This window comes from Mesorhizobium sp. B2-5-7 (assembly GCF_006440875.1).
Taxonomy (GTDB): domain Bacteria; phylum Pseudomonadota; class Alphaproteobacteria; order Rhizobiales; family Rhizobiaceae; genus Mesorhizobium; species Mesorhizobium australicum.
The window spans coordinates 902,388-917,770 of sequence record NZ_VFUO01000001.1; the positions used below are offsets into that span (position 1 = coordinate 902,388).

Annotated in this window: 16 protein-coding genes, 1 tRNA gene and 1 pseudogene; 8 read left to right on the forward strand and 10 right to left on the reverse strand. The window is 62.5% G+C overall.

Translation table 11 applies throughout. The features are described from left to right. Positions 1 to 256: 256 nt before the first annotated feature. Positions 257 to 346 (reverse strand) — tRNA-Ser (locus tag FJ543_RS04395). A gap of 263 nt (positions 347 to 609) precedes the next feature. On the opposite strand from FJ543_RS04395, the gene FJ543_RS04400 reads away from it, so the two are divergent. From FJ543_RS04400 to FJ543_RS04430, 7 genes are all read left to right on the forward strand, one after another. Beyond that, positions 610 to 1,830 carry a septal ring lytic transglycosylase RlpA family protein gene (locus tag FJ543_RS04400; protein WP_140720473.1) on the forward strand — a complete coding sequence of 407 codons (1,221 nt, stop codon included), beginning with the start codon at positions 610 to 612 and terminating at the stop codon, positions 1,828 to 1,830. A 92-nt stretch (positions 1,831 to 1,922) separates the two neighbouring features. Beyond that, a complete protein-coding gene (locus tag FJ543_RS04405; RefSeq protein ID WP_140619636.1) occupies positions 1,923 to 3,086 on the forward strand; it encodes a D-alanyl-D-alanine carboxypeptidase family protein in 1,164 nt (387 codons plus the stop codon). Positions 3,087 to 3,166: 80 nt separating this feature from the next. Further along, complete coding sequence (gene tmk / locus FJ543_RS04410; protein WP_015317900.1) at positions 3,167 to 3,841, forward strand: dTMP kinase; 675 nt, start codon at positions 3,167 to 3,169, stop codon at positions 3,839 to 3,841. Continuing rightward, positions 3,838 to 4,893, forward strand: a complete 1,056-nt coding sequence (locus FJ543_RS04415) for a DNA polymerase III subunit delta' (protein ID WP_140720477.1) — start codon at positions 3,838 to 3,840, stop codon at positions 4,891 to 4,893. Before tmk ends, FJ543_RS04415 begins: the two co-directional genes overlap by 4 nt. Before the next feature lie 142 nt (positions 4,894 to 5,035). Then, complete coding sequence (gene metG, locus FJ543_RS04420; protein WP_140873938.1) at positions 5,036 to 6,589, forward strand: methionine--tRNA ligase; 1,554 nt, start codon at positions 5,036 to 5,038, stop codon at positions 6,587 to 6,589. Further along, positions 6,589 to 7,383, forward strand: a complete 795-nt coding sequence (locus FJ543_RS04425) for a TatD family hydrolase (protein ID WP_140873940.1) — start codon at positions 6,589 to 6,591, stop codon at positions 7,381 to 7,383. Before metG ends, FJ543_RS04425 begins: the two co-directional genes overlap by 1 nt. Further along, positions 7,380 to 8,201: an MBL fold metallo-hydrolase gene (locus FJ543_RS04430; RefSeq protein WP_140873941.1), complete on the forward strand. Its 822-nt coding sequence runs from the start codon at positions 7,380 to 7,382 to the stop codon at positions 8,199 to 8,201. Before FJ543_RS04425 ends, FJ543_RS04430 begins: the two co-directional genes overlap by 4 nt. A 218-nt stretch (positions 8,202 to 8,419) precedes the next feature. Here FJ543_RS04430 and FJ543_RS04435 read toward each other — a convergent pair whose 3' ends face one another. From FJ543_RS04435 to FJ543_RS04450, 4 genes and pseudogenes are all read right to left on the reverse strand, one after another. Further along, positions 8,420 to 9,079, reverse strand: coding sequence for a DUF1629 domain-containing protein (locus FJ543_RS04435; protein ID WP_140664439.1), 660 nt, complete (start codon positions 9,077 to 9,079; stop codon positions 8,420 to 8,422). 151 nt (positions 9,080 to 9,230) lie between these two features. Next, positions 9,231 to 9,557, reverse strand: a complete 327-nt coding sequence (locus FJ543_RS04440; protein WP_140873943.1) for a hypothetical protein — start codon at positions 9,555 to 9,557, stop codon at positions 9,231 to 9,233. Beyond that, a pseudogene (locus FJ543_RS04445) lies at positions 9,554 to 9,754 on the reverse strand (hypothetical protein); the annotation flags it as partial. The pseudogene FJ543_RS04445 and the gene FJ543_RS04440, both read right to left, overlap by 4 nt. Before the next feature lie 76 nt (positions 9,755 to 9,830). Further along, positions 9,831 to 10,154: a hypothetical protein gene (locus FJ543_RS04450; protein ID WP_140720482.1), complete on the reverse strand. Its 324-nt coding sequence runs from the start codon at positions 10,152 to 10,154 to the stop codon at positions 9,831 to 9,833. Positions 10,155 to 10,451: 297 nt separating this feature from the next. Between FJ543_RS04450 and FJ543_RS04455 the strand changes: the two genes are divergently transcribed. After that, positions 10,452 to 11,363 (forward strand): agmatinase, encoded by a 912-nt coding sequence (locus FJ543_RS04455; protein WP_140873945.1) that lies wholly within the window; start codon positions 10,452 to 10,454, stop codon positions 11,361 to 11,363. A gap of 68 nt (positions 11,364 to 11,431) precedes the next feature. On the opposite strand, the gene FJ543_RS04460 is transcribed toward FJ543_RS04455, so the two are convergent. The 5 genes from FJ543_RS04460 to FJ543_RS04480 form a co-directional block, all read right to left on the reverse strand. After that, the gene (locus tag FJ543_RS04460) at positions 11,432 to 12,316 is read right to left on the reverse strand and encodes an aldose 1-epimerase family protein (protein WP_140873947.1); all 885 of its coding nucleotides are present in this window, start codon (positions 12,314 to 12,316) and stop codon (positions 11,432 to 11,434) included. Positions 12,317 to 12,514: 198 nt separating this feature from the next. Next, a complete protein-coding gene (locus FJ543_RS04465) occupies positions 12,515 to 13,231 on the reverse strand; it encodes a Bax inhibitor-1/YccA family protein (protein WP_015317911.1) in 717 nt (238 codons plus the stop codon). 23 nt (positions 13,232 to 13,254) lie between these two features. Next, positions 13,255 to 14,028, reverse strand: a complete 774-nt coding sequence (locus FJ543_RS04470; protein WP_140873949.1) for an anti-sigma factor — start codon at positions 14,026 to 14,028, stop codon at positions 13,255 to 13,257. Continuing rightward, positions 14,025 to 14,543 (reverse strand): sigma-70 family RNA polymerase sigma factor, encoded by a 519-nt coding sequence (locus FJ543_RS04475; protein ID WP_246678818.1) that lies wholly within the window; start codon positions 14,541 to 14,543, stop codon positions 14,025 to 14,027. The genes FJ543_RS04470 and FJ543_RS04475 overlap by 4 nt, the downstream gene beginning before the upstream one ends. A gap of 102 nt (positions 14,544 to 14,645) precedes the next feature. Further along, positions 14,646 to 15,383: a histidine phosphatase family protein gene (locus FJ543_RS04480; RefSeq protein ID WP_348643229.1), complete on the reverse strand. Its 738-nt coding sequence runs from the start codon at positions 15,381 to 15,383 to the stop codon at positions 14,646 to 14,648.

Consider the following 15,383-nt stretch of genomic DNA (forward strand, 5'->3'; position numbering starts at 1 on the left):
TGGTCAGGAGAAAGGTGCGCCTGGACGGGTGCCTTCGGAGTGGGAGTTCTGGCCATCGATTCGCTACGAGCCTCAAGGATCTATTTTTCGATTCGCCATTCTCGTGCCGTTGCACAATTCTATCAAGCGGGCGGCTTTGTAGTGCTAACCGCAGCATTCGCGGCGTGGCAGACGATAGTGGTTAGAAGATCGGTTAGAAGGCTACTAACCGGAAACTGCCAATGGCCCGGAAAATAAAGGGATTTCAGGGATTGACTGGCGGAGGGAGTGGGATTCGAACCCACGGTGAACTTGCGCCCACGCCGGTTTTCAAGACCGGTGCCTTAAACCGCTCGGCCATCCCTCCAGCGACTGCCGGTCACTGCTCTAGTGTGCCCGGCAAAGGCCTGTCAACCGGCTTGCGTGAGCAGGTCGCTCCCTGAGCCTAGGACAGGACAGGCGGCGTCACAATCTTGCCCGGTTCCGGCCACAATCGGTTAATACCGTGATAAACAATTCCTGCGCACAAAGGATCGGGGTTCGAGGCGTCGTTGGCATTGTCGAGTGAGTGCTTTGGCTCCTCTGATGGTCGGATGCGACGTCTTCATGAGATTTAGGGGGCAATCAAGAATGCAGGCTGTGACGCACCCGCGTCTTCGTCGCGTTGCCACGGTTGCGTTGCTTGCAGCGTCGGCTGCATTGCTCGCCGCTTGCGCGTCGCAGCCCGAGCCGAAAGGGATGGTCTACAAGAAGACCCGCTCCAAGGAATATTTCGCCGAGACCGAATATGGGGTGAAGGCCAGTCCGCGCGCTGCCTTCATGCGGCGCGGCGGCGGTCGCGACCAGCTTGGCAAGCCCTATCAGGTGCGCGGCAAGTGGTATTATCCCAAGGAAGACAAGAAGTACGCCAAGGTGGGTCTGGCATCATGGTATGGCGACGCCTTCCATGGCCGGCTGACCGCCAATGGCGAAGTCTACGACATGGCGCATCTGACGGCGGCGCATCCGACCATGCCGCTGCCCAGCTATGCCCGCGTCACCAACCTCGAAACCGGCAGTTCGGTCATCGTGCGCGTCAATGACCGCGGCCCCTACCATGAGGGCCGCATCATCGACGTCTCGGAGCGAGCCGCGCAGATGCTGGACTACGACAAGGTCGGCACCGCGAAGGTGAAGGTCGAATATGTCGGCCGCGCGCCGCTCGACGGCAATGACGACCAGTACCTGATGGCCTCTTACCATCCAGGCAACCGCATACCGGACCCATCGGACGGCCTGCCGACCGGCGTCATGGTGGCCATGAACGGGCCTTCGCCGAGCCTTCCGGTCAGCGCGGCCGCCGTGCCGTTTCCAGGTCAGCTGACGGATGCCGCGGCACCGATGCAGGGACGGATGGCCGCACAGCCGGCCTTCGGCGATCCGGCGCTGCCCGATTTTGGACCGATCGTGCCGGAACGGCCGCAGATCAGCCTGCCGCCGCAATCGCCGTTCGCCATGGCATCGCTGTCCTATGCGGATGAACGCGTCCATCGCGCGGATGTCTTTGCCGCTCTGGACGACAGCGGCATGTCGCCCGCAGACATCCTGCGGTCGTGGAAAAACACCGGCCGCCAAGCGGCGCCATCCAGTGCCGATTATGTCGCCGCCGGCACGTTCGACGACGCCACCGAAGCCACACGTGTGGCCTCGGCACTAAAGCCCTTCGGCAGAATAGAAATCCAGCGCTCCGATCTCGACGGCAATGACTGGTATGCGGTCAACCTCTATCCGGACGGCCATGGCGGTCTAGACGAGTTGCTGAAGGCGGCGTGGTCTCATGGCGCGCCCGACGCGCTGGTCGTGCGCGACTGATCCAGCGCCGGTTTGCGCCCGGCAGTTGATCCCTCACCGAAAAAGCCCGATAGTTCGGGACGCCGGAGGGGCCGGCCAACGGGTCGATTTTCATGCAGTTTCGCTTGCTACAGCCTTTCGCCGTTTTTTTTCTCCTCAGCCTCCTGCTTACGCTTTCGCCGGCCCAAGCGCAGCTTTTCGAGACCAAGGCCGCGCAAGCCTTCATGATCGATGCCGATACCGGCACGGTGCTGTTTTCGAAAGATGCCGATAAACCCATTCCGCCGGCTTCGATGGCCAAGCTGATGACGATGGAAGTGGTTTTCAACGCCCTCAAATCCGGGCGCCTCAAACTCGACGATACGTTCGTGGTCAGCGAAAACGCCTGGCGCAAAGGTGGCGCGCCGTCGGGGACCTCGACGATGTTCGCCAAGCTCAAATCGGCGATCCGGCTCGAGGACCTGATCCAGGGGGTGACCGTGCAGGCCGCCAATGACGGCTGTATCGTCATCGCCGAAGGCATGGCCGGATCCGAGGACAATTTTGCCGGAGAGATGACCGAACGTGCGCGCCAGATCGGCCTCAAGACGTCGACTTTCGTGAACTCCACTGGCCTGCCGGCCGACGGCCAGCAGACAAACGTGCGCGAATTGGCGCAGCTCGCCCTGCATCTATGGCGCGAATACCCCGATTTCTACCGGTATTACGGGTTGAAGGATTTCACCTGGAACAAGATCTCGCAGAGGAACCGCAACCCGTTGCTGGCGATGGACATCGGCGCCGACGGCCTGGCTGTCGGCGCAAGCGAGACATCCGGTTTCGGCATCGTGGCTTCGGTCAGCCACAACGGCACGAGGGTGATCGCGGCGATGAGCGGGCTGGCAAATGACAAGGAGCGCGCAGAAGAGGCACGCAAACTGCTCGATTGGGGCGTTCGCTCGTTCGAGAAGACCGAAATCTTCGCCAAGGACGAGGTGGTCGGAGAGGCCCAGGTTTTTGGCGGCATGAAATCCGGCGTGACGCTCAAGGCAAAAGGTCCGATCGACATCTTCCTGCCGATCACCAACCGCGACAAGCTGACGGCCAGGATCATCTACACCGGCCCGGTCGCGGCACCGGTGGAGGAGGGGCAGCCGGTGGGCGCACTGCGCGTCTGGATCGGCGACACGCTGAGCCAGGAGACACCGTTGTTCGCCGCCGAGTCGATCAGCGTCGGCACGTTGCCGCAACGCGCTCTCGATGCCGTCAAGGAACTAGCGATCGGCTGGCTTCGATAGCGCCGACGGCATGGACGTTTTCCCGAACGCGGACTATCTACAGCCCAACAATCCACTCGAACACGAACAAAGGCCCTCGATTGGCGCGCGGTTTTTTCATCACCTTCGAAGGCGGCGAAGGCGCAGGCAAGTCGACACAGATCGAGCGGCTGGCCACCAAGATGCGCGCCAAGAAGTATGATGTCGTACGGACACGCGAGCCGGGCGGCTCGCCGGGCGCCGAAGCGGTCAGGCATGTGCTGCTTTCGGGTGCCGCCGAACCGTTCGGGCCCAAGATGGAAGCGCTGCTCTTCGCAGCCGCGCGTTCTGACCACGTCGAGCAGGTCATCCGTCCGGCGGTCGAACGCGGCTCCATCGTGCTTTGTGACCGCTTCCTGGATTCATCGCGTGTCTATCAAGGCGTTACGGGTGGGATCGATCCGGCATTCATGGCCATGCTGGAACAGGTCGCCATCAACGGCATGATGCCCGACATGACGCTGATCTTCGATATCGACCCGGCCGAGGGTTTGAAGCGCGCGACATTGCGGCGTGGCAGCGATGCCACAGCCGACCGCTTCGAAAAAGAGACGCTGGCCATCCACCAGGCCCGCCGCGAAGCGTTCCTGGCGATCGCCGCGGCAGAGCCGGAACGCTGCATCGTCGTCGATGCGTCCGCCGATCCGGACACGGTGGAGGATGTCGTCACGGCGACCGTGTTCGCGGCACTGGAGGCAAGGGCGTCCGAGCGCAACAGGCAGGTCGCACCCGTATGATCTTCGAACGCATCGCGCCGGAACAGCATGATACGCTGGACGGTGTGCCGGAACCCTCCGAAACACCGCGTCTGGTCGGACACGGGCAGGCCGTCACCATGCTTGCCGCCGCCTATCGTGCGGGAAAGCTGCCGCATGCGCTTATCTTCGCCGGTCCGGTCGGGATCGGCAAGGCGACGCTCGCCTTCCATCTCGCCCACCACCTTTTGAAGTATCCGGCCTTCGACCAGGCGCCTGGCAACCTAGCAGTTCCCGATCCGGCCTCGCCGCTGTTTCGCCAGATCGCAACCGGCGCGCATCCCGGCGTACTGCATCTGACCCGCCCGTTGAACGACAAGACCAAGAGTTTCAAGACCGTCGTCACCGTCGACGAAATCCGCAAGGTCAGCCGCTTTCTGTCGCTGACTTCGCATGACGGCAGCTACCGGGTGGTGATCGTCGATCCGGCCGACGACATGAATGCCAATGCGGCCAATGCCTTGCTGAAGAATCTCGAGGAACCACCGGCACGGACCCTGTTCATTCTCATCGTCCATGCACCCGGCAGTCTGCTGCCGACGATCCGCTCGCGCTGCCAGGTGGTGCGGCTGACACCGCTCGACGCCAACGAACTGATGGCGGTGCTGGAGACAGCGGAGCCGCCGCCGCCCGACGATCCGGCCGCGAGGGCTGCATTGGTCGAGCGGGCAGGGGGCAGCGCCCGCAACGCGATCCTGTTGACGCAGTATGGCGGGCTGGAGATCGCGCGGACGCTGGATGGACTGGTGGCGACGGGAAAGAGCGATATTGGCGGCGCCTATCGCCTGGCCGAGGCGGTCGCGGGCAAGGACCAGGCGATACAGTTCGACATCTTCAATCGCCGGGCGCTGGACCTTCTGTCGGATGCGGCAAGCCAGGCGGCGCGGGCTGGCGATCTCAAGCGGGCCAAAACGCTGTCGGACAGTTGGCATGAGGCGCTGGACGCTATATCTGAGACGGACACCTACAATCTCGACAAAAAGCAGCACGCCCTGACCATGATCGACCGCCTGAATTCTGCAATGCGAATGTGACGGGCCTTTTTTGGTGCATGCCGTTGCCCCTTAAACCGGGGCCACTTTTGGGCGGCATGCACTGGTCTCGGGATGGCAATCGCCATTCCGATGCGATATCCACCGCCACGGCCTCCATTCAGACATTCATGACGGTTCATTCATGTCACGCGACACATTCTACATCACGACCGCGATTTCCTATCCGAACGGCAAGCCGCATATCGGCCATGCCTACGAGCTGATCGCCACCGACGCTCTTGCCCGCTTCCAGCGGCTCGACGGCAAGCAGGTCTTCTTCCTTACCGGCACCGACGAGCACGGCATCAAGATGCTGCAGACAGCCAAGCGCGAAGGCATTTCTGCGCGCGAACTGGCCGACCGCAATTCAGCCGAGTTCAAGCGTATGGCGACCGCGCTCAACGCCTCCAACGACGATTTCATCCGCACCACGGAGGAGCGCCATTACGCTGCTTCGCAGGCGATCTGGAAGGCGATGGCCGCCAATGGCGACGTCTATAAGGGCGGCTATGCCGGCTGGTACTCGGTGCGCGACGAAGCCTATTACGGCGAGGAGGAGACCGAGGTCCGTCCCGACAATGTCCGCTACGGGCCGCAGGGAACGCCGGTCGAATGGGTCGAGGAAGAGAGCTACTTCTTCCGCCTGTCGGCCTATCAGGACAAGCTCGTCGCGCTTTATGAAGGCCAGCCCGACTTCATAGGTCCGGCCGAGCGCCGCAACGAGGTGATGAGCTTCGTCAAGTCGGGACTGAAGGACCTGTCGATCTCGCGCACCACATTTGACTGGGGCGTGCCGGTACCCGGCGACGAAAAGCATGTCATGTATGTGTGGGTCGACGCGCTGACCAACTACATCACCGGCGTCGGCTATCCCGATGAAAAAGATGAGAAATGGAAGTTCTGGCCAGCCGATGCGCACATCATCGGCAAGGACATCGTGCGCTTCCACGCGGTTTATTGGCCGGCCTTCCTGATGTCGGCCGGCATCCCGCTGCCGAAGCGCGTCTTCGGCCACGGCTTTCTGTTCAACCGCGGCGAGAAGATGTCGAAATCGGTCGGCAACGTCATCGACCCGTTCACCATGATCGAGCATTATGGCCTCGACCAGGTACGCTACTTCTTCCTGCGCGAAGTGCCGTTCGGCCAGGACGGCAGCTACAGCCATGAAGCGATCGTCAACCGCACCAACGCCGATCTGGCCAACGGTCTCGGCAATCTGGCGCAGCGCTCGCTGTCGATGATCGCCAAGAATTGCGGCGGCGTGGTACCGAAGCGCGGCGACCTGGCGGAAGCCGACAAGGTGATCCTGGATCAAGCGATCGACGCTCTCGCCACCGCGCGCAAGGCAATGGCCGAACAGGGCATCCATCTGGCACTGGCGGCGATCTTCGGCGTGGTTGCGGAAGCCGACCGGTATTTCGCCGGACAGGAACCCTGGGCGCTCAAGAAAACCAATCCCGAGCGCATGGAAACGGTGCTGTGGACTACGGCCGAAGTGGTCCGGCGCGTGGCGGTTCTATGCCAGCCCTTCATTCCGGGCTCGGCCGGCAAGCTGCTCGACCTGCTGGCGGTGCCGGCGGATTATCGCAATTTCGTGCATGTCCACGCCGACCACGCGCTTGTTTCCGGGACGGCGCTGCCTGCGCCGGAGGGCGTGTTTCCGCGCTATGTCGAACAGACGGACGCGAACGCCTGATGCTCGTCGACAGCCATTGTCATCTGGACTTTCCGGACTTCGCCGAGGAGCGGGCGGCCATTGTCGCCCGCGCCAAGGCGGCCGGAATCGGCCGCATGGTGACGATCTCCACGCGCGTGAAGCGGTTTCAGCAAGTTCTTGAGATCGCGGAGACTTTCGACGAAGTCTATTGCTCGGTCGGCACTCACCCGCACAATGCCGCCGAGGAGCTCGACGTCACCACCGCCGACCTTGTCCGCCTGTCCACTCACCCAAAGGTGGTGGCGATCGGTGAAGCAGGTCTCGATTATTTCTACGACAAGGCACCGCGCGATGCGCAGGCGCAGGGTTTTCGCGCTCATATCGCCGCCGCCCGCGAGACCGGGCTGCCTCTCGTCATCCATTCACGCGATGCCGACGACGACATGGCCGCCATTCTCGAGGACGAGACAGGGAAGGGCGCCTTCCCGTTCATCCTGCATTGCTTTTCGTCGGGACGGCGGCTCGCGGAGGTCGGCGTGTCGTTAGGCGGCTATGTGTCATTCTCGGGTATCCTGACCTTCAAGAACTCCGTCGAATTGCGCGCCATCGCCGCCGATCTGCCGCGTGACCGGCTGCTGGTCGAGACCGACGCGCCATATCTGGCGCCGGTGCCGTTTCGCGGCAAGCGCAACGAGCCGGCTTACGTCGCGCAAACCGCCAAGGTGCTGGCCGAGACAATCGGCGTCAGCGAGGCTGAGATCGCGGCGGTGACGACCGATAATTTCTTTCGGCTGTTTGGAAAAATGCCTCGCCAGCAGGCGCTCGAGACATGAGCGACCGGCTGCGCCTGACAATTCTCGGCTGCGGGTCGTCGCCAGGCACGCCGCGCATCACCGGCGACTGGGGCAATTGCGATCCCGCCAATCCCAGGAACCGGCGCATGCGCACGGCGGCACTTGTCGAGCGCATTGCCGCCAATGGCGGCCGCACCACGGTCGTCATCGACACCGGCCCCGATTTCCGCGAGCAGATGCTGATGGCTTCAGTCAGGCGCATCGACGGGGTGATCTACACGCATCCGCATGCCGACCACATCCACGGCATCGATGACCTGCGCGGCTATGTGCTGGAACAACGGCACCGCATCGGCATCCATGCCGACGAGCCGACCATGCTGCGGCTGCGCGAGGCGTTCGGCTATTGCTTCCAGACGCCGGCAGGCAGTTCGTATCCGCCGATCGTCGACGCCCACATCATCGATCATACCAGGCCGGTCGTGATCGAAGGAGAGGGGGGTGCCCTCACCTTCGAGCCGCTGCCCCAGATCCATGGCGACATCATTTCGCTGGGTTTCCGCATCGGTGGGCTCGCCTACTGTCCCGATGTCAGCGACTTTCCCAAGACCACCGCAGAACGGCTGCGAGGTCTCGACATGCTGGTCATCGACGCTTTGCAATACAACACGCATCCAAGCCATCTTTCGCTTGGCCAGGCGCTGGACTGGATCGAGGCGGTTTCGCCTGGGAGCGCCGTGCTGACGCACATGCACGTGCCGCTCGATTACACCGCCGTGATGGCCGAGACGCCCGACAATGTCGAACCAGCCTATGATGGCATGGTGATCGAAATCCCATACGAGTCAAACCGCTAGAGGCTGCTGCTCAGTTGGCGTTTCAAGTCGTCGTTTGAACGCTCGACCATGGGTTCGAGGTCGTGAAGTGCCGGTGGCGCCCATTCACGATGATTGCCGACAGCGGTCGGAACCGCAGCAATTCCCCGGCCGCGCTACGTGCGTAGGTTCCATAATCTATCTTATGCGACTTTTATCACAACGTGAAAAGCATCTCGAATCCATCTCACAGCCCTGCTTCACAGCCCGGGCTTCCGAAGCAGACCGGACCAAAAGCGTCTCAAACTCGCGAATGAAACTAGCGCACGCCGCTCCATGCCGCGGTATTCGATCCTGTCGCGACCGACCGCTTCGTCATTCCAGACCAATTCAAAGGCGATGCCTTTGAATCCGAGCTCGCCGATCTGACGCACGATGGTCTCTTGCAGATAGATATCGGATAGTCGCACGCCATCGGGCCGCTCCGGCAACTTGAATATCTCGGCCCCGCCGATGGCCTCCGGCCGAAGGACGAGATTTTCGATCATCATGATACCGCCATCGTCAAACCGGACGGTTCTTGAACGTTCTTCGTCCATCGCATCGACCACATTGGTGACGTTGAACAGCGATATGGGTTCGTCAGCACGAAGCGACAGGAAGTCACCATACGGTTCTAGAATCGGCCTTAGCAACTTCAACGCCGTGCTCCTCAGAATGAGCACGTGCTCGCCGAGCCAAGGAAAATCGGAATATAGCCGGGGTGTTCCGTCTTCTTGCTCGCGCAGGAATTTCATCCGCGGCGGACGCCATCGCTTCTGGCCCAGGTCGCCGAGGCTCGCGAATAGCTGGTAGTCCTCGGCTTGTTGGGGAAGAACCCATTCCTGTCCCTCCACTACACGCGGACTATAGATTTTCACCCGACCTCCTGACCCGGCGCCGCCGACACCGGGACGTCGCTCGAGACATCGCGTCCGGTTTGGCGGACGCCCGTACCGAGCATATCATGCCAGATGACGCGGCGGCGGCGCGCGACGCTTTCCATGTGTTCCTACATCGCGACCGGTCGCATCAGGGCAGCCTCCGATGGTCGAGCAGGATGCGGTGGATCTGGATTCGCTTCGGTAATTCGATCAGGAACTCCGGGTCGCGGTCGAGATGGTGGACCTTGGTTGGCTCACCCTTGGTGAAAGCCGTCATCGATTCGTGGTCGGGCCAGTACGAGATGGTGGTGAACCAGCTTTCCCCTTCGCGATCCTCGCGAAACAACTGGACGCCCAGGGCGGTCTTCTCAAGCGGCGGAATACCTTCGGCTCTCAAATAGACTTCGTAAGCGTCGCCTACGTCAGCCCGGGTACGGCCGCGCCAGATGCGTGCGATGGTCGGCGTTGTCGTCATCGATCTTTCTCCTTTTGCACCTCTTCAAACCCTTGTGCTGGGCCATGGACGCGCGTCAGGAAGTCCCGCACCAGCGGAAGCGCGCTATCGAAATGGGTTTCCAGAAGCCAGTGGCCGGCGCCTTTCACTGCGGCCGGCATGTAGCCATCTTCCGGTCCCCAGGCGATGAGAGTCGGCGGCTGTCTTTCGCGCAAATAGGCATAGCTGCCAGCGCAGCGCTACCTGCTGGCTGATTCCGTTGCGCGTAGCGGCAGCGAGGCGTCGTAGGCGTTCCTAAAAATAGTCGAGCACCCCGCTGAAAGCAGTTGCTATTGCAATGACGTGGACGAGGCCAAGCGCCAACCAACCGGCGCGGCCGGCTTGAGCAACAAATGCCCCATAGGCAGGAAACTGTGCCACAGCCAACCCTAGGGAAAGGCTGGTAATCGTGTTGTCGGTCAAAAGAGTTGCCAACATGGGGATTGGATAGAGAATGCGGGCTAGCACATAGTCGCCATGCCCAGCTCCGGCCGAAAAGAGTGCCAGCAGGAAGGCAACGGGAGTAGCGCATAGGCCGAAAAGGAGACCTGCCTGCCATGAGAACTTTGGCAATGTCATTCCCTTCCCCATCAACCACATCTATGCGGATGCGTTCAGCCATAAGAACCGCGGCACTCGACAACAAAGATAGATCATGCGGATTTTCCTCGGTCGGTCCATTCGCTTTATCGCAGTTCCAGTAATCTGCAACGTTTACCCACTTTAACAAGCTCAATGTCCCCGTCTCAGGGCCGACTCCAGCTTGGAACCGACGGAACTTCTGGACGGCGATTTCGGCAATGGAATTCGACCATCCCAGCAACTACCCTAGCTTCAATCCATCACGCCTCGGCTGGACTCAAAGGCTTATCAAGAATGACCACACGATCTTCCTTTCTCGGCTTGCCCGATCGCCTCGCCGATGACACGGCCCCCCGCGCGGTGATCTTCGGCGCCGGGCACGGCAGCACCTATCCCGGCAAGGACAGCAGCGGTCATGCCTTGGCCGCCGATGCCATCCGCGTTGCGAGCCAGGGTGATGCCGCGCTCGTCGAGCATTGGGATTTCGATCTCGGCGGCCCGCTGTTCGACGGCAAGCCGGTCTGCTGCGTCGACGCCGGCGACATCCTGACCATCATGCATGACAATGCCGGCAACCGCGCCCGGATCGAGGCGAAGACGTGCGAGGTCCTGTCCTTGCCGGCCGTGCCCATCCTGCTCGGCGGCGACGATTCCGTGGTCAGTCCCTTCCTCGCCGGCTTCGCGGATCACGGGCCTGTCTGGATCCTGCAGATCGACGCCCATATCGACTGGCGAGACGAGGTGCATGGCGAACGCCACGGCTACTCCAGCCCGATGCGCCGCGCGAGCGAGATGGCGCATGTCGCCGGCATGGTGCAGGTCGGACTGCGCAGCGTCGGCAGCGCACGCCTCACGGAAATCGAAGCGGCGCGGCGCTATGGCAGCCGTTTCGTCACCGCCCGCGAGGTCCACGCCCTGGGTGTCGAAGCGGCGCTCGGCCATATTCCGGAAGGCGCGCGAGTCGTCGTTACCCTCGACTGCGACAGTCTCGACCCCGGCATCATGCCGGGCGTGGCCGCGCGTACGCCCGGCGGCCTCACCTATACGCAGGTCATCGATCTCATCGCGGGCCTGGGCAAGCGAGCGAGGATCGCCGGATTCGATCTTGTGGAGCTCTATCCGCCAGCCGACAGTGACGGCCTGTCGGCGCTCACCGCCGCGCGCCTTCTTGTCAATGTTATCGGCGCCTTGGTCAGGCAGGTCTGAGACCCGACCTGAGATCGAATACAGCCCCGGTCCGGCTTTGCGCCCGCTTCATGGCTTGCAGGAAAACTTTACCGAGGCCCCTGCTCCAGGCTGATCCGGTAACTCAGCGAACGCCTCGCGCCCGGCGCGATCAGCATCAGGCCGGGCTTGTCGGTGAACTCGCCATCGAAATCCAACGGACTGGCAATGCCGTGCCAGGGCTCGATGCACAGGAACGGTGCGCCGCCGGGTTTGGACCAGATGCCCACTTCCTGAAATCCCTGCCATGAGACCTCGATCGCCGGACCGTCATCGGCGCCGTAGCGAACGCTGTTGCTGGCCGGCCGGTCCAGGATCACAGCGTCGTCCTCAAACAGCCGTTCGGACAGCTCGAGCACAGTGCCTTTGACCGGCGTTGGCTGCGGCGTTGCGATGAGCAGGCCATCCTTCAGCCGGCGGATCGGCGCTGGCTCTGCCTGGGCAAACGTCAGGCGATAGGCGTCCTTGGCCATATCGGGCAGAACCGGCCAGTTGAACGCCGGATGCGCCCCGATCGACGCCGGCATCGGTTCGTCGGCCGGGTTGGTAATCTCGAATTCTATGTCGAGTTGCGCCTCGCCCAGCGTATAGGTCACGGCCAGTCGAAATGCGAACGGGTAGTGCGTTCGGGTTTCCGCGTCGTCGGTGAGCACCAGCGTGCAGCATCGAGGCCCCCTCTCCGCCCACATAAAAGGCTTGTCGCGGGCGAAGCCGTGCTGCGTCATCGGATAGGTCTGGCCGCGATGGTGCAGGTGATCGCCCTTCAGCCGGCCGACGATCGGAAACAGCATCGGCGAATGGCGCCGCCAGGCCGGTCCAGCCTGCCACAGGAACTCAAAACCTCGTGCATCCCGCAGGGAAACCAACTCTGCGCCGTGGGCGATGATGGTTGCCGATATGCCCTCGCCATGAAGCGTCAGCCTGTCCTGTTCCATATGTCCTCGCGGTTCGTCCGGCGTGGCCGGCAGGCTAGCAAATGGCCGGGCGTGAACTCAAGGTGGCGGACGGCATTTGCATTTCACGCGATCGCGATGAACCTTGATGGTGGGCCAGGCGCCCCTTTCGAAAGAAGATGGCCGGAGGTTTCCCTCCGGCCAGCCAAGACTCAAAGCTGTTGCCTTCTACGGTCCGGACTATTCCCGCTCGCCGGTAAAATTCAGCAGCAGCTGGAAGATGTTGATGAAATTCAGGTAGAGCGAGAAGGCACCGAAGACGGCGAGCTTCTGGCGCGACTCCGCATCGAAATTCTCGGCGTATTGCTCCTTGATCGTCTGCGTGTCCCAGGCCGTCAGGCCGATGAACACGGCGATGCCGATCACCGAGATAGCGAACTGCAGCGCGGTCGAGCCGAGGAAGATGTTGACGATGCTGGCGATCACCACGCCGATCAGGCCCATGATCAGGAAGGACGAGAACTGCGTCAGGTCGCGCCTTGTCGTGTAGCCATAGAGACTGGTGGCGCCGAACATGGTGGCGGCGATGAAGAAGGTGCGGGCGATGCTGGTTCCGGTGAAGACCAGGAACACCGAAGCCAGCGACAGGCCCATGACGGCACAGAAGGCCCAAAACATCGCCTGCGCGCTTGCCGCCGACATGGTCTGCATCTTGAACGAAAACAGGAGCACGAAGGCGAGCGGCGCCAGCATCACCACCCATTTCAGCGGGCTGGAAAAGATCGGCACATAAAGCGCCGGCGTCGACGACACCAGGAAGGCGACAAGGCCGGTAACCACCAGGCCAAGGCCCATATAATTGTAGACGCGCAGCATGTGTTGGCGCAGGCCCTCGTCATAGACGGCTCCAGTACGGGCGCCTGTGCCCACGCGGTATCCAAGATTGGGCGTATTCATTCGAGGTCTCCTTTGTGGATTGGTCAGTAAAGCGTTCTGGCGAGCGTTTCGGCGGCGCGGTCGAGATCATGAACCTCGCTCTTGGCGACGACAGCGTAGGCGACATCGCCGATCTGGAAATAGGCCGAGGAGATGTCGCCCGAGGGCGCCACGGTCGGCTTGACCACATCGAAAGTGCCCGGCCGGATCGCGAACAGCGAAACCAGGCCCATCTCCTTGGTGTCGACCGCAATCTCGACACTCGGGCCGAAGCGCGACGGATAGATCTGCACGTCGCGGACCTTCCAGTCCTTCGGCAGCGCCGGCATGACGATGGCGGTGGCGGCGCGGATCTCGCCGGCATTGTAATTAGGCGCCTCGGTCTGCGAGGGCATGTTTTCGCGCAGCAGCGTCGTCCTGTGTGCCTGTACCGCCTCGTCGACATAGGCGGGCGGCTGCGGTGAAGCGACGACCTTGGTCACCGACATCGGCCCGACGATGCCGTTGGCCAGCCAGCCGGCGGCAACGAAAGCGGCGACCGCTGCCGCGCGTTGCAGCACACCGAAGATGTGGCCCCGGCCAAGCCCCCTCTCCAGCCGCCGCGCGGCATCGGCCGTCGCCGGCCGCGCCATGCCTTCGGAGCCGGCCAGCGCCACGCGCAATTCATCGCGGGTGCGCATATCCGACATCACACGCGCGGCCCTGTCCGGACGCGCCGACAGGAAGGCTTCGACCTCGATGCGGCGGCTAACGTCGAGCTGGTCGTCGACATAGGCGTCGAGATCGGCGTCCGTAACCGGGTCGACAAGAGCGGTCATGAGTCACCTCCCACGATCCTGAGATGATTTTTTACGCGTGCCGGCGCCTCTTCCATCTGGCGCAGGGCGGCGCGCGCCCTGCCGATACGCGACATGAGCGTGCCCAGCGGCACGCCGCTGGCGTTGGCGGCCTGCTGGTAAGAGAGCCCTTCGATGGCGACCAGATGCAGTGCCGAGCGCTGCTCTTCCGGCAGGCTGAAAAAGGCTTCGCGAACCTGCGCCAGGCGCACGGAATGGTCCTGCGGCGCCGGGGTGCTGCCGTCGGCCAGATATCGGGCCTGTTCGAGGCGTGCCGCTTCCGAGCGGCGCGAGCGCACGCGGTCGATGAAGGTGTTGTGGACGATCGACAGCAGCCAGGCGCGCAGGTTTCCGCCCGAGCGGAACGTGCCGCGCCGCTCATAGGCGCGCACCAGCGCGTCGTGGACGAGATCCTCGGCCTCGACGCCGTCGCGCGTCAGCGAACGGGCGTAGCGCCGCAGCGACCCGAGCTGTCCTAGGATGTCAAAGCGTGGCATCGACCGTTTCATGCCCTGTTTACGGAGCATGTGGGGATTTTAATCCCGGCCCTGCCGATTTTTCTTCGCGCGAAAATATCGGTTGCAGGTATCTCGTCTCGCCTAGGTTCCGTGAACGCCCTTAGGTCCAAGTGGTTTTGCCGGTTTGGGAACCGTGACACCGCTGGCGCGCAACACCCACCGGCGGCCGTCGCTACGAAAATCGGTGATGCTCAGTGGCTCGACGTCGATCTTTGAGCTGGCGGCAAGCGACGCCCCGAGAACATGCAGGATCGCGGCGCGGATGACGCTGGCATGGGTCACGGCGATGGTATGGCCACGTTCGGCGATTAATCGATCCATCAATCCAGCGGTCCGCCGGGCAACATCGGCCAGCGACTCACCACCATGCGGGACCGCATTCGGATCCGTAAGCCATGCGGCGATTTCTTCAGGCTGTCGCGCCTGCACCTCTTCAAAGCTCTTGCCTGCCCATCGTCCGTTATTCTGGTCGGCCAGCATCGGATCGACGGACGCGTTCAGCGACAGCGCCTCGGCGGTCTGACAGGCGCGAAGCGCCGGCGCTGTCCACACACGGTCGGCGCGACGCAGCGTCCCGCGCATCGCCTTTGCCAATGTCAGCGATCGTGGCTCCAGCGGTTCATCCGAGGGAAACCGCCCTTTCCGGGTCGCCGCCGTGGCACCGGCGCAGATCATGGTCAGACGGACGAGCATGGCATGCCTTCTCTGAAGTGGTTGAAAAGCCGCACCAGCAGGTGCCGCCTTTCGCGCCGGCGCGATCAAAATCGCTGGTGAAACGTGGCCAATTTGCGTATCACTCCGCCGCGCCAACGGAACCAT

Bases quoted from the DNA above. Each gene is read 5' to 3' on its own strand.
- FJ543_RS04400 (WP_140720473.1), top strand. From the start codon at position 610: ATGCAGGCTGTGACGCACCCGCGTCTTCGTCGCGTTGCCACGGTTGCG.
- FJ543_RS04405 (WP_140619636.1), top strand. From the start codon at position 1,923: ATGCAGTTTCGCTTGCTACAGCCTTTCGCCGTTTTTTTTCTCCTCAGC.
- FJ543_RS04415 (WP_140720477.1), top strand. From the start codon at position 3,838: ATGATCTTCGAACGCATCGCGCCGGAACAGCATGATACGCTGGACGGT.
- metG (WP_140873938.1), top strand. From the start codon at position 5,036: ATGTCACGCGACACATTCTACATCACGACCGCGATTTCCTATCCGAAC.
- FJ543_RS04425 (WP_140873940.1), top strand. From the start codon at position 6,589: ATGCTCGTCGACAGCCATTGTCATCTGGACTTTCCGGACTTCGCCGAG.
- FJ543_RS04430 (WP_140873941.1), top strand. From the start codon at position 7,380: ATGAGCGACCGGCTGCGCCTGACAATTCTCGGCTGCGGGTCGTCGCCA.
- FJ543_RS04440 (WP_140873943.1), bottom strand. From the start codon at position 9,557: ATGACGACAACGCCGACCATCGCACGCATCTGGCGCGGCCGTACCCGG.
- FJ543_RS04450 (WP_140720482.1), bottom strand. From the start codon at position 10,154: ATGACATTGCCAAAGTTCTCATGGCAGGCAGGTCTCCTTTTCGGCCTA.
- FJ543_RS04455 (WP_140873945.1), top strand. From the start codon at position 10,452: ATGACCACACGATCTTCCTTTCTCGGCTTGCCCGATCGCCTCGCCGAT.
- FJ543_RS04460 (WP_140873947.1), bottom strand. From the start codon at position 12,316: ATGGAACAGGACAGGCTGACGCTTCATGGCGAGGGCATATCGGCAACC.
- FJ543_RS04465 (WP_015317911.1), bottom strand. From the start codon at position 13,231: ATGAATACGCCCAATCTTGGATACCGCGTGGGCACAGGCGCCCGTACT.
- FJ543_RS04470 (WP_140873949.1), bottom strand. From the start codon at position 14,028: ATGACCGCTCTTGTCGACCCGGTTACGGACGCCGATCTCGACGCCTAT.
- FJ543_RS04475 (WP_246678818.1), bottom strand. From the start codon at position 14,543: ATGCCACGCTTTGACATCCTAGGACAGCTCGGGTCGCTGCGGCGCTAC.
- FJ543_RS04480 (WP_348643229.1), bottom strand. From the start codon at position 15,383: ATGGTTCCGTTGGCGCGGCGGAGTGATACGCAAATTGGCCACGTTTCA.